At 74.6% G+C, this 18,691-nt stretch carries 18 protein-coding genes; 13 read left to right on the top strand and 5 right to left on the bottom strand.

Features of this window, described 5'->3' with window-relative positions; genetic code table 11:
* Positions 1 to 88: 88 nt before the first annotated feature.
* The 4 genes from R7226_RS17430 to R7226_RS17415 all read right to left on the bottom strand — a co-directional run bounded on the left by R7226_RS17430 (position 89) and on the right by R7226_RS17415 (position 4,393).
* Entirely contained in the window at positions 89 to 1,051 is a 963-nt protein-coding gene (locus tag R7226_RS17430) for an ABC transporter permease (protein WP_318598509.1), read from the bottom strand.
* Positions 1,052 to 1,054: 3 nt separating this feature from the next.
* The gene (locus R7226_RS17425) at positions 1,055 to 2,635 is read right to left on the bottom strand and encodes an ABC transporter substrate-binding protein (RefSeq protein WP_318598508.1); all 1,581 of its coding nucleotides are present in this window, start codon (positions 2,633 to 2,635) and stop codon (positions 1,055 to 1,057) included.
* A gap of 131 nt (positions 2,636 to 2,766) precedes the next feature.
* A complete protein-coding gene (locus R7226_RS17420; protein WP_318598507.1) occupies positions 2,767 to 3,453 on the bottom strand; it encodes an MSMEG_1061 family FMN-dependent PPOX-type flavoprotein in 687 nt (228 codons plus the stop codon).
* Positions 3,446 to 4,393: a PDR/VanB family oxidoreductase gene (locus R7226_RS17415; protein WP_318598506.1), complete on the bottom strand. Its 948-nt coding sequence runs from the start codon at positions 4,391 to 4,393 to the stop codon at positions 3,446 to 3,448. Before R7226_RS17415 ends, R7226_RS17420 begins: the two co-directional genes overlap by 8 nt.
* Positions 4,394 to 4,601: 208 nt before the next feature.
* On the opposite strand from R7226_RS17415, the gene R7226_RS17410 reads away from it, so the two are divergent.
* Positions 4,602 to 5,237, top strand: coding sequence for a TetR/AcrR family transcriptional regulator (locus R7226_RS17410; protein ID WP_318598505.1), 636 nt, complete (start codon positions 4,602 to 4,604; stop codon positions 5,235 to 5,237).
* 9 nt (positions 5,238 to 5,246) lie between these two features.
* On the top strand, positions 5,247 to 6,314 hold the full coding sequence (locus tag R7226_RS17405; protein ID WP_318598504.1) for a C45 family peptidase: 1,068 nt from the start codon (positions 5,247 to 5,249) through the stop codon (positions 6,312 to 6,314).
* Positions 6,315 to 6,317: 3 nt separating this feature from the next.
* Here the strand turns inward: R7226_RS17405 and R7226_RS17400 are convergent, their stop codons facing one another.
* Entirely contained in the window at positions 6,318 to 6,710 is a 393-nt protein-coding gene (locus tag R7226_RS17400; protein ID WP_318598502.1) for a Rid family detoxifying hydrolase, read from the bottom strand.
* A gap of 85 nt (positions 6,711 to 6,795) precedes the next feature.
* Between R7226_RS17400 and R7226_RS17395 the strand changes: the two genes are divergently transcribed.
* Genes R7226_RS17395 through R7226_RS17345 form a run of 11 tightly spaced genes read left to right on the top strand, consistent with a single transcriptional unit; the run spans position 6,796 to position 18,688 of the window.
* Positions 6,796 to 7,017, top strand: coding sequence for a hypothetical protein (locus tag R7226_RS17395; RefSeq protein ID WP_318598501.1), 222 nt, complete (start codon positions 6,796 to 6,798; stop codon positions 7,015 to 7,017).
* On the top strand, positions 7,011 to 8,468 hold the full coding sequence (locus R7226_RS17390) for an amidase (RefSeq protein WP_318598500.1): 1,458 nt from the start codon (positions 7,011 to 7,013) through the stop codon (positions 8,466 to 8,468). Before R7226_RS17395 ends, R7226_RS17390 begins: the two co-directional genes overlap by 7 nt.
* Positions 8,469 to 8,496: 28 nt before the next feature.
* Entirely contained in the window at positions 8,497 to 9,516 is a 1,020-nt protein-coding gene (locus tag R7226_RS17385; protein ID WP_318598499.1) for a phosphotriesterase family protein, read from the top strand.
* Positions 9,513 to 10,700, top strand: a complete 1,188-nt coding sequence (locus tag R7226_RS17380) for a M24 family metallopeptidase (protein ID WP_318598498.1) — start codon at positions 9,513 to 9,515, stop codon at positions 10,698 to 10,700. Before R7226_RS17385 ends, R7226_RS17380 begins: the two co-directional genes overlap by 4 nt.
* A complete protein-coding gene (locus tag R7226_RS17375; protein WP_318598497.1) occupies positions 10,700 to 12,265 on the top strand; it encodes a GMC family oxidoreductase in 1,566 nt (521 codons plus the stop codon). The genes R7226_RS17380 and R7226_RS17375 overlap by 1 nt, the downstream gene beginning before the upstream one ends.
* Complete coding sequence (locus R7226_RS17370) at positions 12,262 to 13,524, top strand: MFS transporter (protein WP_318598510.1); 1,263 nt, start codon at positions 12,262 to 12,264, stop codon at positions 13,522 to 13,524. Before R7226_RS17375 ends, R7226_RS17370 begins: the two co-directional genes overlap by 4 nt.
* Positions 13,525 to 13,542: 18 nt before the next feature.
* Positions 13,543 to 14,979 (top strand): amidase, encoded by a 1,437-nt coding sequence (locus R7226_RS17365; protein ID WP_318598496.1) that lies wholly within the window; start codon positions 13,543 to 13,545, stop codon positions 14,977 to 14,979.
* On the top strand, positions 14,976 to 15,380 hold the full coding sequence (locus tag R7226_RS17360) for a sulfite exporter TauE/SafE family protein (RefSeq protein ID WP_318598495.1): 405 nt from the start codon (positions 14,976 to 14,978) through the stop codon (positions 15,378 to 15,380). The genes R7226_RS17365 and R7226_RS17360 overlap by 4 nt, the downstream gene beginning before the upstream one ends.
* On the top strand, positions 15,377 to 15,781 hold the full coding sequence (locus tag R7226_RS17355) for a TSUP family transporter (RefSeq protein WP_318598494.1): 405 nt from the start codon (positions 15,377 to 15,379) through the stop codon (positions 15,779 to 15,781). Before R7226_RS17360 ends, R7226_RS17355 begins: the two co-directional genes overlap by 4 nt.
* Positions 15,774 to 17,084 carry an MFS transporter gene (locus R7226_RS17350; protein WP_318598493.1) on the top strand — a complete coding sequence of 437 codons (1,311 nt, stop codon included), beginning with the start codon at positions 15,774 to 15,776 and terminating at the stop codon, positions 17,082 to 17,084. The genes R7226_RS17355 and R7226_RS17350 overlap by 8 nt, the downstream gene beginning before the upstream one ends.
* Complete coding sequence (locus tag R7226_RS17345) at positions 17,081 to 18,688, top strand: amidohydrolase (protein WP_318598492.1); 1,608 nt, start codon at positions 17,081 to 17,083, stop codon at positions 18,686 to 18,688. The genes R7226_RS17350 and R7226_RS17345 overlap by 4 nt, the downstream gene beginning before the upstream one ends.
* Positions 18,689 to 18,691 lie beyond the last annotated feature (3 nt).

Genomic DNA, 18,691 nt, shown 5'->3' with positions numbered 1-18,691 from the left:
ACACGGCGGCGGCGCGCGCTCGCGGCGGACGGCGGCGCGGCGGGGCCGGGCGCCGGCGCCGAGGCGGGGCCGGTCGGCGTCAGCGCGCTCATGACGCGCTCCGCGCGCCGATGCGCGGGTCGAGCACGCCGTAGAGCAGGTCGACGACCATCGAGATCAGCACGAACGCGGCGGCGGCGACCAGCACCGCGCCCTGCACGACCGGGTAGTCGCGGTGGCCGGTCGCGTCGATCACGTAGCGGCCGATCCCGTCGAGCGAGAACAGCACCTCGGCGATCACGGTGCCGCCGAGCAGGTAGGCGAGGTAGACGGCGAAGACGGTCAGCACCGGCACCGACGAGTTGCGCAGCACGTGGCGGCGCACGATCTCGCCGCGCGTGGCGCCACGCGCCCGCGCCGCCTGCACGTACGGCTCCGAGGCGATCTGCGCGACGGCGCCGCGCGTCGTCGTCATCACGAAGCCCATTCCCAGCACCGAGATCGTCAGCGCCGCCGGCAGCGCCGCCTGCAGGTTGGCGACCGGGTCGTCGAACAGCGGCTCCCAGCCGCCGACGGTGAACGGCACCTCGTACGTCGAGATCACCCACACCAGCAGCGCGCCGACGAGGATGTCGGGCAGGCTCAGCAGGACCGAGTTGCCGACGCGGATCAGCCCCGTCTTGCGGCGGCTTCTGGAGATCCCGCCGATCAGGCCGAGCGGGACGCCGACCAGCAGCGCCAGCAGGCCGCCGAGGAACGCCAGCTCGACCGTCACCAGCGCGCGCGAGCCCAGCTCGGAGAGGACCGGCTCGCCGCTGGTCAGCGACGTGCCGAGGTCGCCGGTGACGGCGTTGCCGGCCCACGTCATGAACTGGGCCGGCAGCGGGTCGTCGAGGCCGTACTGGTCGATCAGGGCAGCGCGCGCCTCGGCTCTGGCGTTGGCCGGCAGCATCACGTCGGCGTAGCTGCCGGGCACCATCCGCATCGCCCAGAAGACGGCGACGGCGATGATCGCCAGCGTGACGAGCGCGACCGTCAGACGGCCCACCCCGAAGCGCGCGAACTGCCCCATTGGTCAGGCCGCCTTCAGCAGCGCGTACTCGGGCGAGTGGCGCAGCGGGTGGATGTTGCCGTCCCTGTCGTCGACCGCGACCTTGATCAGGTCGGTACGCCACGCGATCGTCGCGTTCTTGGTCACGAGCGGGATCGTCGAGGCCTGCACGTCGATCGCCTCCGAAGCGGCGCGCAGCGCCTCCTCGGCCTCGCCCTCGGGCGCCTGCTGCGCCCGCTCGATGAGCGACTGCGTTCTCGCGTCTCTGACCTGGAAGGCGAACGGGCTGATGTCGACGTTCCAGAGGTTGAGCGCCTGCGCCGGGCCGACGTAGGCGGCGTACCAGCTGACGGTCGCGTCGAACTTCGGCGGTCTCTGCGTGTAGACGCGGTCGACCCAGACGCCCTCTTCGAGCGAGCCCAGCTCGACCTTGACGCCGATCGCGGAGAGGTTCTGCTGCAGCACCTGGGCGATCCGCCCGAACGCCTCGCCGGGGTAGACGATCTCGAAGCTGAGGTCGCTCTCGCCGGCCTCGGCCAGCAGCGCTCTCGCCTTCTCGGGGTCGTGCGCGAGCGTCGGCGCCGGCGCGACGTCGCCGAAGGCGGCCGAGACGGCGCCGGTCGGCAGGCCGGTTCCGGCGAGCGCGATCTCGCGGATCTGCTCGCGGTCGATCGCGTAGGAGATCGCCTGCCGCACGCGCTGGTCGGTGAACGGCGAGCTTCTGCCGGTCGCGTTCAGCACGAGCGCGTAGAAGTCGGTGCGGTCCTGCACCTTGACCTCGGTGTCCGGCACGTCGGCGAGCAGCCGCTCGGCGTCGGGCACGTCGAAGTAGGTGAGGTCGATCGAGCCGTCGCGCAGCGCCGCGATGCGGGCGTTGTCGTCGGGCATGATTCTGATCACCAGCTCGTCGGCGATCGGCTCCTGCCACGCGTGCGGGTTGCGCACGAGCACCCAGCCGCTGCCCGACTTGTGGCTCTTGACCATGAACGGGCCGGTGCCGAGCAGCTGCTTGGAGAGGTCGATTCTGCCGGCGGCGACCTCGCTCATCGGCAGGATCACCGCGTAGGCGGAGGCCATCGCCGAGAGGAAGGTCGAGCTGGGGCTCGGCAGCGTGAACCTGATCGTTCTCGCGTCGACCTTCGCGACTCTCGTCTCGGTGCTGATGAAGCTCGCCAGCGCCGAGGCCATTCTCGGGTCGAGGTAGCGCTCGAAGGTGGCGACGACGTCGTCGGCGGTGAGCGGGCGGCCGTTGGAGAATCTGACCCCGTCGCGCAGCGTGAAGAGGAACTCCGTCTCGCTCGTGCTCTCCCATCTCTGCGCCAGCCCCGGGATCAGCTCCAGCTCGCCGTCGACCGCGATCAGCGGGTCGTAGACGATCTGGAACAGCTCCATCGAGCTGCCGACGCCGCCGGTCGTCGGATCGAGCAGCGTCGCCTCCGCCGGCTTGCCCCACGTGATCGTGCCGCCTCTCTGGATCGCGGCGTCCGCGACGGTCGAGGCGGTCGTGCCCGACTCCTCGCGCTTGCCGCAGGCGGCGAGCACGCCGGAACCGCTGATGGCGGCGCTGCCGACCAGCATGCCCCGCAGCACGCTGCGGCGCGACACCCGAGCGGGCGTATCGAACAGATCCTGCAACACGGTGACTCTCTCTCTTGCGATGGGGACGGGGACTGCAATCGGTCGCGCACGGGGTCGGTGCGCGCGGCGCTCGTGACGGTCGAGCCGGGTGCGGCGGTTCACAGCTCCTTGACGTACGCCTCTTCGATCCACTCCTCGATCTCGGTCGAGGTGCCGTGCGGCGCGCCCTTCTCGATCTCGTTGAGCGAGAAGACGCTGATCCCGCGCGACATGTCGTGCGCGAGCGTCTGCCATCTGGGGTCCCACAGGCCGGAGCGGATCAGCGCTTTGCCGCAGTGCAGGTAGACCTCGGTCACGTCGACCACGAGCGCGAGCTTGGCGCGGCGCCCGTCGGCGGTGAAGCGCTCCAGCAGCTGCGCGTCGTCGGTGACGTAGCCGGTGCCGTTGACGCGCAGCGTCTCGCGCAGCCCCGGCACGAAGAAGAGCGTGCCGACGGCCGGGTTCTCCAGCAGGTTCTCGAACGACTGCACCAGTCTGTTGCCGGTGCGGTCGGGCAGCGCGATCGTGCGCTCGTCGAGCACCTTCACGAAGCCGGGGCCGTCGCCGCGCGGGCTGCAGTCGGCGCGGCCGTGCGCGTCGCAGGTCGCGAGCGTCATGAAGGGGGCGTGCGCGATGAAGCGGCGCGCCGTCTCGCCGATCGTCGGCACGACCTTCGCCTCGGTGCTCTCGTGCGGGAAGCCGAGCACGTCGCGGATGCCGCCGAGGTCGAGTCTGCGGAAGGAGGGCCGCGCCGGCCGCTGGGGACGGGCGGCCGGCGCGACGTGGACGACGGTCGGCTCAGACATCGAGCACCAGCCGGTCGCCGCGGGCGCGCGAGACGCACGGCATCATCGTGTCGCCGGCGTCGCGCTGCGCTGCCGAGAGGATGTCGTCGCGGTGGTCGGGCTCGCCCTCCAGCACGGTCGTCTGGCAGGCGCCGCAGATGCCGGAGCGGCAGCTGGAGCCGATCCCGACGCCGGCGCGCAGCAGCCCGTCGAGCACGCTCTCGTCCTCCTGCACCAGCAGCTCCACGCCGCTGCGCCGCGCGAGGACGGTGACCGGCAGGTCGGGGCCGTGCTCGTGGACGGTCGGCGCGAAGCGCTCGAAGCGGACGTCCTGCTGCGGCCAGCCGTTACGGGCGGCCGCCTCGGCGACGGCGGCGAGCATCGCCTCCGGGCCGCAGCAGTAGAGCAAGGCGCCGTCGGCGCGTTCGCGCAGCAGCTCGTCGAGCGGCAGCGGGCCGGTCGTCTCGCCGGGCCACAGCGTGAGCGCGTCGCCATGGGCGGCGCGCAGCTCGTCGCGATAGGCCATCGAGCGCAGGCTGCGCCCGCCGTAGTGGAGCGCGTAGTCGCGGCCGCGCTCGCTCGCGGCACGCGCCATCGACAGCAGCGGCGTGATGCCGATGCCGCCGCCGAGGAAGAGGTATGCCGGCGCGTCGTCGAGCGCGAAGTGGTTGCGCGGGGCGCCGACGGCGACGCGCTGGCCCGGGCGCAGGAAGACGTGGACGTACTCCGAGCCGCCGCGGCTGTTGCGCTGCTGCAGCACGGCGACCTTGTAGGAGGAGAAGTCCGGCGGCGACTCGATCAGCGAGTACTGCCGCGTGATCCCGACCGGCAGGACGAGGTCGACGTGCGCGCCGGGCTCCCACGCCGGCAGCGGCGCGCCGTCCGGGCGCTCCAGGCGCACCGAGACGACGCCGTCGGCCTCGTAGGTGAGTTGGGTGGTGACGACTTCGAAGTCGCTCAATTGACAGTCACTCTCATGGGTTGCCCTCGACAGAGCGCACGGTGCGGGAGCGACCCTCCCGGCACCGCGTTTTTCGTACGAATCAGCAAAACAGTTGCCCCCGAAGATGTCAAGGCAATCGTGAAAATCGGCGCCACAACAGGGATCTTGGTGGAAATGGCGGAGTTCCACTTGCGATTTTCGTACGGCTGTCTAAGATTTGCCGCCCATGGCGCGCTCACGAATTCAGACGCTTCGGCGGCAGCAGATCATCGAGGCCGCGCGCAGGTCGATCGTCGAGCACGGTCTCGAGGAGGTCGGTGTGCGCGACATAGCGGAGGCGGCCGGCATGTCGCCCGGCTCGATCACGTACTACTACCCGGCGCTCGACGACCTGCTGCAGCAGGTGCAGGACGAGGCGACCTCGCGCTTCTCGACCGTGCGCTGGAGAACGATCGAGGCGCTCGACGATCCACGCGCGCAGCTGGTCGCGCTGTGCGAGGGCGGGATCGCGACCGGCCCCGACGACGAGCTGTACGCGCTGCTGTACGAGTTCACCGGCCTCGCTCGCCGCGAGCCGACGTACAGGATGCTGTGGAAGACGCAGTACGACCGCCAGGTCCCGCTCTACCAGTCGGTGCTGGCGACCGGCGCCGGCGTCGGCCTCTTCAGACTGGTCGCGCCGGCCGCGACGATCGCCCACCACCTCGTCGCGCTCGAGGACTCGCTCGCCTTCCACGTGCTCACCGGCGTCAGCTTCGACCGTGACGCGGCGATCGGGATGATGCTCTCCTACGCCAACGTCGCGACCGGCTGCGAGCTGAGACGTTCGACCGCCGCCGGCGCGCTGCCGGCGGCGCCCTGAGGTGCCGCGATGACGATCCCCCGCTTCGAGCTGACCGCGTCCGACCCGCTGGTGCGCGGTCGCGAGCTGGGCTCTGCCGCCCGCACGCAGGTGCAGGCGACGTGGGAGGGCTACGAACGGCTCTTCGCCGCTGCCGGCGCCGACGTCGCGCTGCGGCGCTCGGTCGCTGAGCGCGGGTTGGAGCAGACGCACGCGTGGGCGCCGGAGCTGGCCGGCGAGATCGCCGGGATCGCGCTCGGCGCGGGGCTCGAGACGTGGCAGGTGGCGGCGCTCAACGCGCGCACCGAGCTGCTGGCCGCTGCCCGCGCGCGGACCGCGGGCGAGTGCTCGACCTTCGTCGTCGTCCCGCGTGAGGGCGGGCCGCCGCGCACGATCCAGACGTGGGACTGGTACGACCACCTGCGCCACGGCATCGTCGCGCTGCGGCTGGAGCCGCGCCCCGGCCACGTCGTCGAGCTGTTCAGCGAGTTCGGCGTCGTCGGCAAGATAGGCGTCAACAGCGCCGGGCTCGGGCTGCACTTCAACATCCTCGGTCACGATCGCGACGGTGGTGAGACGGGGGTGCCGGTTCACGTGATCGCGCGGCGGATCCTCGACCTCGCGACGACGGTGGAGGAGGCGACGACGATCGCGCGCTCGGCGCGTGTCTCGGCCTCGACGGTCCTGACCGTCGTCGCCTGGGACGGCGAGCGGGCGGGCGCGCGCGGGCTGGAGCTGAGCCCTGCCGGCGTCGCCGAGCTGGAGCCCGACGGCGACGGCGTGCTGCTGCACACCAACCACTTCCTCGACGCGCGGCTGGCGGCCGGCGAGCGGATGGGGCGGGTCGACTCGACGACCTACCCGCGGCTGGCGGAGCTGCGCGGACGTTCGGCGCGCCTGGTCGCCGCCGCCGACGAGGGCGAGCGCGCCGCGGCGCTGCTCGACCACGACGGCGGCCCCGGTCTCTGCTGTCACCCCGCCGCCGACGCGCCCTTCGACGAGCGCTGGGAGACGCTCGCGACGATCTCGCTCGACCTCGCGGGCGGGCGGCTGCGGCTGCACGAGGGCGGGCCGTGCGCAGTCGCGGCCTGGGCGTAGGGCTCAGTCGACAGGCACTATGGCGTCGATCTCGACGCGGGCGCCCTTCGGCAGCGCCGCGACGCCGATCGTGACGCGCGCCGGTGGGGCGGCGGGGAAGAACTCGGCGTAGGCGGCGTTGATCTCGGCGAACTGGTCGAGCGTCGTCGTGTAGACGGTCAGCTTGACCGCCTCCGCGAGTGTCGTGCCCTGCGCGCGGCAGATCGCGTCGAGGTTGCGCAGGCAGCGGGCCGTCTCGGCGGCGGGGGAGGCGTCGTCCAGCTCGCCGCTCTCCGGCACCAGCGGCAGCGCGCCGGAGCAGAACAGCAGGCCGCCGTGGCGGACCGCCTGCGAGTAGGGGCCGATCGCGGCGGGCGCGTCGGGGGTCGAGACGATCTCGCGCGCGGTCGCGCTCATGGGCTGGCTCCTGGGGGTCGGGAAGGTGGCTTGGCGGTGGTGCAAAGTGTATCCATGTACTTGACAGTTGGATACACTGCCCGCGATGTCGTTGCTTGAAGTCGCCGTCCTGGCCCACATCGGAGGGCTGCCCGTCGAGGAGACGGTCGCCTATGCGCTGCCGGTGCTTCTGCTCGGTGCGCCGGCGCTGCTGGCGGGAGCCGCGCGCGTGAAGGAGCGGATGCTGCGGCGCGAGAGCGGGCGGGGCGAAGCGGCGCGCGGCGGCCTCGGCGCGCGGGGCGCGGCGGGCGGAGGCGAGGCATGCTGAGCGCCCGTGAACAGGCGCGGGCGGTCCGCGCCGGCGAGATCTCGGCCGTCGAGCTGATGGACGACCACTACGACCGGATCGACGCGGCCGAGCCGCAGCTCGGTGCGATCGTCAACGCGCTGCCGCGCGAGCGGGCGCTGGAGCTGGCGCGGGAGGCTGATCGCACGACGGCGGCGGCGCGCGCGGCGGGCGGCGGCGCGGCGGGACGCGCGGCGGGCGCCGCCGGCGAGCCGCTCGGCCTCCTCCACGGCCTCCCGATCGCGGTCAAGGACGTGATGGACGTCGCCGGCTTCCCGACGACCGCCGGCTCGCTCGTCCACGCCGATCGCATCGCCACGCGCGACAGCCTGCTCGCCGAGCGCCTGCGGGCGGCCGGGGCGCTGATCATCGGCAAGACGAACACGCCCGAGCACGGCCTCGGCACGCTCACCTTCAACAAGCTCTTCCCGCCGACGCGCAACCCGTACGACCTCACCCGCCACGCCGGCGGCTCCAGCGGCGGCGCCGCCGCCGCCGTCGCCGCCGGGCTGCTGCCGCTTGCCGACGGCTCCGACTCGGGCGGCTCGCTGCGCTACCCGGCCGCCTTCTGCAACGTCGTCGGCCTGCGCCCGTCGCCCGGCCGGATCCCCTCCAGCCGCCCCGACGACGGCTGGAGCCCGCACGGCGTGCTCGGCCCGATCGCGCGCGACGTCGGCGACGCCGGGCTGCTGCTGGCCGCGCTCGCCGGCCGCGACGACCGCACCCCGATCGCGCTCGACGACGATCCGCTCGCGTTCGCCGCGCTCGCGCCGAGTGATCTGCGCGGCGTCAAGGTCGCCTGGAGCCGCACGGTCGACGGCCTCCCGATCGACCCCGAGGTGACCGCCGCCCTGGAGCAGTCGCGCGCGCTGCTGGTCGAGGCCGGCGCGCTCGTCGAAGAGGTCGAGCCCGATCTCAGCGGCGCCGACGAGGCTTGGGAGACGATCGAGATGCTCGGCTTCCTCGCCTTCTGCGGCGCCGACGTCGACGCCCACCGCGAGCTGATGCGCGACGACATCGTCCGCAACGTCGAGCAGGGCCGCGCGCTGAGCGCGCAGCAGATCGTCGACGCCCAGGCCGCCCGCACCGCCGTTTACCGCCGCACGACGAGACTGCTGGAGCGCTACGACCTGCTCGCGACGCCGACGGCGCCGGTCGTCGCCCCTCCGATCGAGGTCGAGTGGGTCAGCGAGATCGCCGGCGAGCGCTTCGACCGCTACTTCCTCTGGCAGCGCTGCGCCTCACGGATCGTCGCGACCGCCCACCCGGCGCTGTCGCTGCCCGGCGGCTTCACGCCCGCGGGGCTGCCGGTCGGGCTGCAGCTCGTCGGCCGCCATCGCGGCGAGCTCGACCTGCTGCGCCACGCCGCGGCGCTCGAGGCGGCGAGCGGCTTCGCGCAGCGGCGGCCGCCAATGCTCGCCGCAGGGCGTTGAGCGTGGCGGGCGTGCTGGCGGCGAGCAGATGATCGAGACCGTCCTCGGCCCGATCGAGCCGGCCGCGCTGGGGCCGACCTCGATGCACGAGCACCTGCTGTTCGACGCGCGCGCGCTCAGATCCCCGGCGCGCGAGCCGCTGCCGGCGCAGCGGCGCGTGACGATCGAGACGCTCGGCTTCCTGCGCTACAACCAGCTCGCGCTCGACGACAACCTCCACCTCGACGAGCCGGCGCTCGCCGCCGCCGAGCTGGACGACGCGCGCGCCGCCGGGCTCTCCGCCGTCGTCGACCTGACCGTGTGGGGCTTCGGCGGACCGGCCGCCGCGCTGCCGCAGGTCGCGCGCGAGGCCGGCGTGCACGTGATCGCCGGCGTCGGCGCCTACCTCGGCCGCACCCAGCCCGACTGGCTCAGAACGCTCGACGCCGACCAGCTCGCGGCGCTGTTCGTGCGCGCGCTGACCGAGCGGCTGCCCGGCTGCGAGCACCGCGCCGGGATCGTCGGCCTCGTCGGCGCCGGGATCCCGCCGGCGCCGGAGGAGGAGCGCGCCGTCCGCGCCGCCGGCGCGGCCGCGGCGCAGACCGGCAGCGCCGTCGTCGCGCGCGTCGACCCGCGCGGCAGAGCGGCGCCGCGGCTGCTGGAGCTGCTCGCGCACGAGGGCCTGCCGGCCGACCGCGTCGTGCTCTCCAACGTCGACGGCTACGCGACCGACCACGCCTACGTCGCCGAGCTGGCCGCGACCGGCGCGACGCTGAAGTGGTGCTTCGGCTACGAGGCGCCGCCGCGCGTCGGGCTGACGGCGGCGACCGACGCGCAGCGGATCGACGCGATCGCCGCGCTGCTGGAGCGCGGTCACGGGCGCCAGGTGCTGGCGTGCGGCGCCTGGACGAAGACGGCGTTGCGCCGCCGCGGCGGCCCCGGCCTCGACCACGTGCTGCGGCGCGTCGTGCCGGCGCTGCGCGAGCGCGGCGTCAGCGATGACCAGCTCGACCGCATGTTGACCGGCGAGCCACGCCGGCTGCTCGACCGCCCGGGAGGCGCCAGATGACCGTCGCGAACGTGCCCGACTCGCTCCGCTTCGCGCCGCGGGAGTACCGCGACCGGCAGGCGCGCGTGCGCGCGGAGCTGGCCAGGCGCGGCCTCGACGCGCTCTACGTCACCTCGCCCGCCAACCTGCTGTACCTGACCGGCTACGAGGCGTCGTGGTACCCGCCGCGGCTGCCGGTCGGCGTCGCGATCCATCGCGAGGATCCGGAGCTGCTGTTCCTCGACTGGAGTCGCCACGTCGACTACGTGCGACTCAACGCCCTGTACGACGACCTGGCGCTCTTCGAATACGGCGGCGCGCCGGCGGTCGTCAGCGAGGCGTTCGGCAAGCGCGGCTGGCTCGGCGGCACCGTCGCGCTGGAACGCAGCGCGCCCAACCCGGTCGCCGCGATCCTCGACGACGTCGCCGCCGAGCTGCGCACGGCAGGTGCCGAGCTGGCCGACGGCAGTTGGCTCGTCGACACCGTGCGGCTGTGGAAGTCCCCGGCCGAGCTGGAGCGCGTGCGGCGCGCGGGGGAGATCGCCGACGACGCCTTCGAGGCGCTGCGACCGCGGCTGCGCGCTGGGATGACGGAGCTGGAGGTGTCGGCGCTGATCACCTCCCTGCTGGCCGAGCGCGGCAGCGAGATCGCCGCGCAGCCGGCGCTCGTCTCCTCCGGGCCGGGCGCCTGGTGCGACACCCACGCCTTCCCGTCGAGCCGCCAGCTCTCCGACCCCGACGTCGTCTGCGTCGACGCCTGCGCGGTGGTCGACCGCTACCACGTCAACCTCTGCCGCACCTACGCGATCGGCAGTCCGAACGCGCTCGCCGGCGAGCTGCTCGGACTGGCCGCCGGCTCGCTCGCCGAGCTGTGCGACGCGGCCCGCGCGGGGGAGGGGCCGGAGGCGGCGATGGCGCTGTCGGAGGCGTACGTGCGCGACCGCATCGCGGGCGAGCGGATCTGGTGGCTGGGCGGCTACGCGCTCGGGCTCGCGCTGCCGCCGAGCTGGGTCGGTCACGCCTATCTCGCCAACGACGGACCGGAGCGGATCGTCTTGCGCGACGGCTGGGTCTCCAACTTCGAGACGATCCTCTACGACCGCGACGAGGGCTTCGAGGCGGCCGCGATCGACACGGTCGTGATGGACGGGGGCGTGCTCACGCCGCTGTCGCGGCTGCCGCGCGGACTGCTGCAGGCCGGCTGATGGGCGCCACGGGACTGCCGCACGAAGCCGAGGTCGTGATCGTCGGCGGCGGCACCGCCGGCGCGGTCGTCGCGGCGCGGCTGGCGCAGGCCGGCGTCGAGGTGCTGGTGCTGGAGGCCGGCCCCGATCCCGGCCCGTTCGGCGACCCGCGCTGGCCGGCCGACCTCGTCGACGCGAGACGGCTCGGCCACTCGTGCGACTGGGGCTTCGACTCCGGCGACACGCTCCCGCAGCCGATGCGGTTCGAGCGCTCGCGCGTGCTCGGCGGCTGCTCGACGCACAACGGCGCGGTGCAGACGTGGGGCCACGCGCGCGACTACGACGGCTGGGCCGCCGCCGGCAACCCCGGCTGGAGCGCGGCCGAGCTGCTGCCGCTGTTCGAGCGCGCGTCGCAGCAGCTGCGCGTGCGGACGTACGCCGTCGAGGAGCTGACCCCGTGGCAGCGCGCCTGGCACGACGCCGGGCCGGCCGTCGGGCTGCCGCAACTGCGCGACGTCAACGACCTCGCCGAGGGGGTCGGGATCGCGCCGGAGTCGGTCAACGTCGTCGGCGACGGCGTCCGCTTCAACAACGCCTTCGCCTACCTCGACCCGGTCCGCGCGCTGCCGAACCTGACGATCGCAGGCGACGCGCTCGTCGACCGCGTGCTGATCGGACCCGACGGCGCGGCGCGCGGGGTCGCGGTCGTGCGCGGCGGCGCGGTGCACGAGGTGGCGGCGCCGCTGGTGGTGCTGTGCGGCGGCGCCTTCTGCACGCCAACGGTGCTGCTGCGCTCCGGCGTCGGCCCGGCGGCGCAGCTGCGCGCGCTCGGGATCGAGGTCGCGCTCGACCTGCCCGGCGTCGGCGAGAACCTGCACGACCAGCCGTTCGCGATGCTGCGCTGGGAGGGATCGCCGCAGCTGGTCGCCGCGATGGACGCGGCCGTCGCGCGTGGCTGGGCGCCGGACGAGCAGGTGCTGGCGAAGGCCGCCTCGCGCTTCGAGCCCGACGCCTTCGACCTGCACCTGTTCGCGTACAGCCCGACGCACATCCACGGCGGCTGGAGCTGGCATGCCGGCGCGAGCGCCCTGCGGCCGCGCTCGCGCGGGCACGTGCGGCTGACCGGGCGCGATCCCGAGGCCAAGCCGCTGATCGACCACCGCTTCCTCAGCGACCCGGCCGGCGACGACGTAGCGATGCTGATCGACGGGATCGCGCAGGTGCGCGAGCTGGCGGCGACCGGGCCGCTGGCGGCGCTGCTCGGGCGCGAGCTGACGCCGGGCGCGGACGCCGCGCAGCCGGCGGCGCTGGAGGCATGGCTGCGCGCCCATCCCGACAGCTACTGGCATCCCGTCGGGACGGCGAAGATGGGACCGGCGAGCGACTCCGCCGCGGTCTGCGACGCGCGCGGCGAGGTGCACGGGCTGCCCGGCTGCCGCGTCGCCGACGCGGCGCTGATGCCGTCGGTGCCGCGCGCGGCGACCGCGATGCCGGTGACGGTGATCGGCGAGCGGATCGCGGCGAGCATCCTCGACGAGCGCGCCGGGCGCGGCGACGCGGGCGGCGCGCGCGGGGCCCACCCCTGACTGGATCGGCCGTCGCCGCGCCCTCCAGCGCGCGGCTCGGCCGCGCCTTCTGGGCGCTGTTCGGCGTCAACGTCCTGTGCGTGCTCGCGTCGGGCGTGACGACGGCGATGCTGCCGCTGTACGTGCAGGGACCGCTCGGCGGCGGGCCGGCCGAGGTCGGTCTCGTCGTCGGCGTCGCGTCGCTGCTGGCGATGGCGCTGCGGCCGCCGCTCGGCGAGCTGGCCGACCGGATCGGGCCGCGGCCGGTCGCGATCGCCGGCGCGCTGCTCGCGATCGCGGGCGAGCTGCTGCTGCTCGTCGCGGGGGTGCTGCTGCTCGGCGGGCTGGGGCGGACGCTGACCGGCTTCGGCGGCGCGACGCTCAACACGATGATCACGATCTGGGTGATCGAGTCGGCGGTGCCGGGCGCGCGCGGGCGGGCGCTCAGCATCTTCGGCGTCAGCGTCTGGCTCGGGCTCGGCCTCGGGCCGCCGCTCGGCGAGCGGCTGCTGCACGAGTTCGGCTTCGTCGCCGTCTGGGCCACGACCGCCGCGCTCTCGAGCGCCGCGCTCTGCCTGCTGCTGACGCTGCGCAGCGCGCCGCCGCCGGCGCGCGGACGGATCCCGCGCGAAGTCGAGGAGGCCGGCGTCGCGATCGCGTGCGGGCCGCGCGCCCGCCGCGGTGTCGCGGCCAGCTTCGCCGTCTGGTTCACCCCGCTGCGCGCGGTCGCGCGGGCCGGCGTCGGAGGGACGATCTCGTGGGCCGGGCAGGGGGTCGTGCTGACCTTCCTGATCCTCCACCTGCAGGACCGTCACATCGGCGACGGCGGCGGGCTGCTCGGCCCCGGCACCGTCTTCACGATCTTCGCCGCGAGCGTGATCTCCGCGCGGCTGCTGCTGCGGACGCTGCCCGACCGCGTCGGCGGCGCGCGCGCCGCCGCCGTCTCGCTGGTCGCGGTCAGCGCCGGGCTGGCGCTGCTGGCGCTGGCGCAGTCGTTCGCGCTGGCCGCCGTCGGCGCGCTCGTGCTCGGCGGCGGCTACGCCGTCCTCTACCCGTCGCTGATGCTGATCGCGATCGCGAGCGTGCCGCCGGAGCGGCGCGGCTCGGCGACCGGCGCGGTGCTCGCCTACATGGACCTCGGGATGGCCGTCGGCGCGACGCTCGGCGGCGTGCTGGCGGCGTGGCAGGGGGAGGCGGCCGCCTTCTGGGTCGCCGCCGCCGCGCAGCTCTGCGGGGTCGCGGCGGTGTGGGGCGCGCATGACAAAGTGGATCCATCTTGAACGCGATAGGATCCCGCCGTGGCTGGTGACGAACTGCACTGGAGGACGGCCCGCGAGCTGGCCGGCGCGCTCGCGCGCCGCGAGCTGTCGAGCGTCGAGCTGACGCGTCACACGCTCGCGCGGATCGCGGCCGTCGACGGCGCCGTCAACGCGATCCCGACGGTCGTCCCCGAGCAGGCGCTCGCCGCCGCCCAGGCCGCCGACGCGCGCGCCGCCGCGGCCGCCAGAGCCGGCGAGCCGCTGCCGCCCCTCCACGGCCTGCCGATCGCGATCAAGGACCTGATGGACACGGCGGGGATCCGTACGACGTACGGCTCGCCGATCCACGCCGACCACGTCCCGACGAGAGACAGCCTGCTCGCCGAGCGGCTGCGCGCCGCGGGCGCGATCATCGTCGGCAAGACCAACACGCCCGAGTTCGGCGCCGGCTCGCAGACCTTCAACCCCGTCTTCGGCCCGACCCGCAACCCGCACGACCTGACGCGCACCGTCGGCGGCTCCAGCGGCGGCGCGGCGGCCGCGCTCGCGGCCGGGCTGCTGCCGCTTGCCGACGGCTCCGACCTCGGCGGCAGCGTCCGCAACCCCGCCTCCTTCTGCAACGTCGTCGGGCTGCGGCCCTCGCCCGGCCGGATCCCCAGCGGCCGGCCCGGCAACGCCTGGGACCCGATGTCGCTGCTCGGCCCGATGGCGCGCGACGTGCGCGACGCCGGTCTGCTACTGGCGGCGCTCGCCGGCCGCGACGACCGCGCGCCGATCGCGCTCGACGACGACCCCGCGCCGTTCGCCGCGATCGAGGCGGCCGACTTGCGCGGCGTGCGGATCGGCTGGAGCCGCACGGTCGACGGGCTGCCGGTCGACCCGGCCGTCACGGCGGTGCTGGAGACCGCGCGCGCCGTGCTCGTCGCGCTCGGCGCCGAGGTCGTCGACCACGAGCCCGACCTCGCCGGCGCCGACGAGGCGTTCGAGACCTTCCGCGCCTTCGAACTGTTCGCGGCGCACGTTGGCGACTACGAGGCGGCGCCGCACCTGATCAAGCCGGTGCTGGCGCAGAACATCCGCGACGGCGCGGCGCTCAGCGCCGCCCAGCTCGCGCGCGGCGCCGAGCTGCGGACGGAGGTCTACCGCCGCACCCAGCACCTGCTGGAGACGCGCTTCGACCTGCTCGCGCTGCCGACGGTGCAGGTGCCGCCGTTCCCGGTCGAGCAGGAGTGGGTCACCGAGATCGAGGGGATCGCGATGGAGCAGTACTTCACCTGGATGCGCTCGTGCACGCGGATCTCCGCGACGACGTTGCCGGCGCTGTCGGTCCCGGCCGGCTTCACGCCGCAGGGGCTGCCGGTCGGCCTCCAGCTCGTCGGCCGCCACCGCGACGAGCTGACGCTGCTGCGCCGCGCCGCCGCCTTCGAGGACGCGACGCAGCACTGGCGCAGACGGCCGGCGCAGGTGCCGGCATGAGCACCCCGGCCGCGGCCGGCACGCTGCGCGCTCCCGGCGCCCGCGCGATCACCGGCAGAGCGGTGCTCGTCGGCGTGATCGGCGGCCTGCTGTCGGGCCTGCTCGGCGTCGGCGGCGGCGTGATCATGATCCCGCTGCTGGTGCTGTGGTTCGGTCTCGACCAGCGCAGCGCCCACGCCGTCTCGCTCGCCGCGATCATCCCGATCTCGATCGGCGGGATCGTCACCTACGGCGCCGCCGGCGAGGTCGACGTCGTGCAGGCGATCATGCTCGCGCTCGGCTCGATCGTCGGCGCCCGCTACGGCGCGAAGATGCTCGCCGACATCGAGCCGGCGAGACTGCAGTTCGTCTTCGGGATCTTCCTCGTCGGCGCCGCGATCGTGATGGCGGTGACGACATGAGCGTCGGGCTCGCGCTCGGGCTGATCGCCTTCGGGCTCGCCGTCGGCGCGGCCGCCGGGCTGCTCGGCGTCGGCGGCGGGATCCTGATGGTGCCGTTCCTGACGCTGGCGATCGGCGTCGAACAGCACGCCGCGCAGGCGACCTCGCTGCTCGTCGTGCTGCCGACCGCCGTCGTCGCGACGATCACGTTGCAGCGGCGCGGCGTCGGCGACCTGTGGGGTGCGCTCCAGCTCGGCGCGCTGGGGGCGGTCGGCGCCGTCGGCGGCGGCCTGCTGGCGCTCGCGCTGCCGGCGACGACGCTGCGGATCTGCTTCGCCGTCTTCCTCGGCGGCATCGGCGTGCGGCTGGCCCGCTCCGGATGGGCGGCGATGCACGCCGCCGCGCCGGGGTCGCATGGCTGAGGGGCTCGCCCCGGCCGCACGAGCACCAGCGCCCGGCGGCCCCGGCGCACCCGGCCCCGCGCCGCCGCGCAGACGCGCGCTCGACGGCGTCTTCTGGCTGCTGTTCGGCTCCTCCGCGCTCTCCTTCCTCTCGATCGGCGCGACGACGCCGGTGCTGCCGCTGTTCGTCCACGACGAGCTGGGCGGCAACGCCTTGGAGGTCGGGATCGTCACCGGCATCACCGCGCTGGTGGCGATCGTGCTGCGGCCGTCCGCCGGCGCCTTCGGGGACCGCCGTGGCCGCCGCGTCGCCGCGCTGCTCGGCTCGCTCGTGATGGGCGCCGGCGCCGCCTTGCTGCTGGCGCCGGAGCTGCTGCCGCTGGTGATCGTCGCGCGGCTGGCGGTCGGGCTCGGCGAGGCGCTGCTGTCGATCGCCTCGATGGCGTGGGTGATCGACCGCGCGCCGCCGGAGCACCGCGGCCGCGCGCTCGGCGCCTTCGGCATGTCGATCTGGCTCGGGCTCGGCCTCGGCCCGCTGATCGGCGAGTCGCTGCGCGTCGACCACGGCTACAGCGCCGTCTGGATCTTCTGCGCCCTGGCCGGCCTGGGAGCCGGCGCCCTGCTGATCTTCGCGCCGGCCCCGCGCAGAGCCGATGCGCCGCCCTCGGACGCTCTCGGCGAGGACGGCTGGCGTCGCTTCCTGCCGCAGATCCCGCGCGCCGCGCTGCGGCCCGGCGCCGTGATCGCCCTGGCGCTCTACGGCGAGGGGATCATGGGCGCCTTCGGCGTCATCCACCTCGTCGACCGGGGCGTCCCCGAGGGGGCCCATCTCGGCGGCGCGGCGTCGATCTTCACCATCTTCGCCGCCGTCACGTTCGCCGCGCGGCTCGGCGCCGTATGGCTGGTCGACCGCGTCGGGCCCTACCTCTGCGCCCTGCTGGCGACCGCCTTCGTCGGCGCCGGCTGGGTGCTGTTCGCCGTGGCCGACGGCTTCCCGGCGGCGGCCGGCGGGGCGGCCCTGGTCGGCTGCGGCTACGCATTGCTCTATCCCGCGCTCGGACTGCTGGTCACGACGCGCGTCGCGGCCGCCGACCGCGGCGTCGGGCTCGGCACGTTCATGGCGTTCATGGACATGGGCTTCGGTGCCGGCGCGGTGATCGGCGGCGTGCTCGTCGGGCTCAGCTCGACAGGACTGACCTTCTGGTCGGCGGCGGCCGCGGCGCTGATCGGCGCCGTGCTGCTGCTGACCCCCGGCGCGCGCCCGCTGCGCGCCGTCAGATCGGACTCGCAACTCGAACCACTGGGAGCTGAACCACACCCATGAGCGGACCGCAGCTGCTGACCGGCGAGATCGTGACGATGGACCCGCGCCGGCCGCGCGTCGAGGCGCTGGCGCTCGACGGCGGCCGCGTCGTCGGCTGGGGGAGTCGCGCCGAGGCGGCCGCGGCGCTGCCGGCCGGCACACCGGCGCAGGCGTTGCCGGGGACGGTCGTGCCGGGGCTGATCGACTCGCACGTGCACATGCTGTGGGGCGGGCGCGACCGCGACCGCGTCGAGCTGGCCGGCTCCGCCTCGGTCGCAGAGCTGCTGGAGCGGATCCGCCGCTTCGCCGCCGAGCGGCCCGACGACCCGTGGATCGTCGGCAGCGCCGGCGTCGACGCCGAACGGCTGGCGGAGAGACGGTTCCCGACGCGCGCCGAGCTGGACGAGGCGGCCGGCGGGCGGCCGCTGTTCCTCGACCGCCGCGCCCACGACGCGCTCGTCAACAGCGCCGCATTGGCCGCCGCCGGGATCGGTCGCGACACGCCCGACCCGCCCGGCGGCGTGATCGAGCGCGACGGCGACGGCGAGGCGACCGGCCTGCTGGTCGAGCGGCCGGCCGCCGAGCTGGTCGAACGGATGCTGCCGGAGGCGACCGTCGCCGACCGCATGCGCTGGCTGCGCGCGATCCAGCCGACCTTCCACGCCGTCGGGATCACGTCGATCTGCGATCCGGCGCTGCTGCCGGAGGAGATGCTCGCCTACGAGGCGTCGCTGGCAGCCGGCGAGCTGAAGGTGCGCACGACGATGATGCCGCTCGGCGACGGCGAGGTCGATCCCGCCGAGCGGATCGCCGCCTTCCAAGCCGCCGGCGTCGACCTCGACCGCGAGCAGCCGCTGCTGCGCGTCGGGCCGCTGAAGCTGTTCGGCGACGGCGGCGGGTCGCTGGCGACCGCGCTGCTGCACGAGCCGTGGCCCGGCACCGACGGCTACCACGGCAACCTCACGACCTCGCGCGAAGGGCTGCACGCCTACGCGCAGTGGTGCGCGGCGAACGGCCGCGGCCTCGGCGTCCACTGCGTCGGCGACGCCGCGATCGACATGGTGCTCGACGCCTTCGCCGCCGCCGACGCCGCGCACGGCCCGATCGCGCCGCTCGGCTTCACGCTGATCCACGCCTACCTGTGGCCGTCGGCGGCCGCGATCAGACGCACGCGCGAGCTGGGGGTGCTGGTCGCGACGCAGGCGCCGCTGCAGTGGTCGTTCGGGCGCGGGCTGATCGAGCGCTTCGGCGCCGAGGCGATCGGCCGCGCGCACCCGTTCCGCAGCTGGCTGGAGGCCGGCGTGACGGTCGGCGGCGGCTCCGACGGACCGGGGGAGAAGCTGGCGCCGTTGTTCTCGCTGTGGCAGCTGCAGGCGCGCACGGTCGACGGCTTCGACGAGCCGGTCGGCCTCGACGAGGCCGCCAGCGCCGAGCAGGCGCTGGCGCTCTACACGACCGGCGCCGCCGCGATCACCGGCATGCCGCGCACCGGCCGCCTCGCGCCCGGCTGCGAGGCCGATCTCGCCGTGCTCGACGTCGACCCGCTGCGCGCGCCGCCTGCGGCGTGCCGCGACGGGCGCGTGCTGAAGACGATCGTGGGCGGCGAGGTCGTCCACGAGGACTGAAGG

The organism is Conexibacter stalactiti (assembly GCF_033542075.1).
In the GTDB taxonomy this organism is placed as follows: Bacteria; Actinomycetota; Thermoleophilia; order Solirubrobacterales; family Solirubrobacteraceae; genus Conexibacter; species Conexibacter stalactiti.
Note: the sequence above shows the minus strand (reverse complement) of the source record. Positions and strands in the feature narration are given on the sequence as shown.

Coding starts and splice junctions, on each gene's coding strand:
- R7226_RS17430 (WP_318598509.1), bottom strand. CDS start 1,051: ATGGGGCAGTTCGCGCGCTTCGGGGTGGGCCGTCTGACGGTCGCGCTC.
- R7226_RS17420 (WP_318598507.1), bottom strand. CDS start 3,453: ATGTCTGAGCCGACCGTCGTCCACGTCGCGCCGGCCGCCCGTCCCCAG.
- R7226_RS17410 (WP_318598505.1), top strand. CDS start 4,602: ATGGCGCGCTCACGAATTCAGACGCTTCGGCGGCAGCAGATCATCGAG.
- R7226_RS17405 (WP_318598504.1), top strand. CDS start 5,247: ATGACGATCCCCCGCTTCGAGCTGACCGCGTCCGACCCGCTGGTGCGC.
- R7226_RS17400 (WP_318598502.1), bottom strand. CDS start 6,710: ATGAGCGCGACCGCGCGCGAGATCGTCTCGACCCCCGACGCGCCCGCC.
- R7226_RS17395 (WP_318598501.1), top strand. CDS start 6,796: ATGTCGTTGCTTGAAGTCGCCGTCCTGGCCCACATCGGAGGGCTGCCC.
- R7226_RS17390 (WP_318598500.1), top strand. CDS start 7,011: ATGCTGAGCGCCCGTGAACAGGCGCGGGCGGTCCGCGCCGGCGAGATC.
- R7226_RS17385 (WP_318598499.1), top strand. CDS start 8,497: ATGATCGAGACCGTCCTCGGCCCGATCGAGCCGGCCGCGCTGGGGCCG.
- R7226_RS17380 (WP_318598498.1), top strand. CDS start 9,513: ATGACCGTCGCGAACGTGCCCGACTCGCTCCGCTTCGCGCCGCGGGAG.
- R7226_RS17375 (WP_318598497.1), top strand. CDS start 10,700: ATGGGCGCCACGGGACTGCCGCACGAAGCCGAGGTCGTGATCGTCGGC.
- R7226_RS17360 (WP_318598495.1), top strand. CDS start 14,976: ATGAGCACCCCGGCCGCGGCCGGCACGCTGCGCGCTCCCGGCGCCCGC.
- R7226_RS17355 (WP_318598494.1), top strand. CDS start 15,377: ATGAGCGTCGGGCTCGCGCTCGGGCTGATCGCCTTCGGGCTCGCCGTC.
- R7226_RS17350 (WP_318598493.1), top strand. CDS start 15,774: ATGGCTGAGGGGCTCGCCCCGGCCGCACGAGCACCAGCGCCCGGCGGC.
- R7226_RS17345 (WP_318598492.1), top strand. CDS start 17,081: ATGAGCGGACCGCAGCTGCTGACCGGCGAGATCGTGACGATGGACCCG.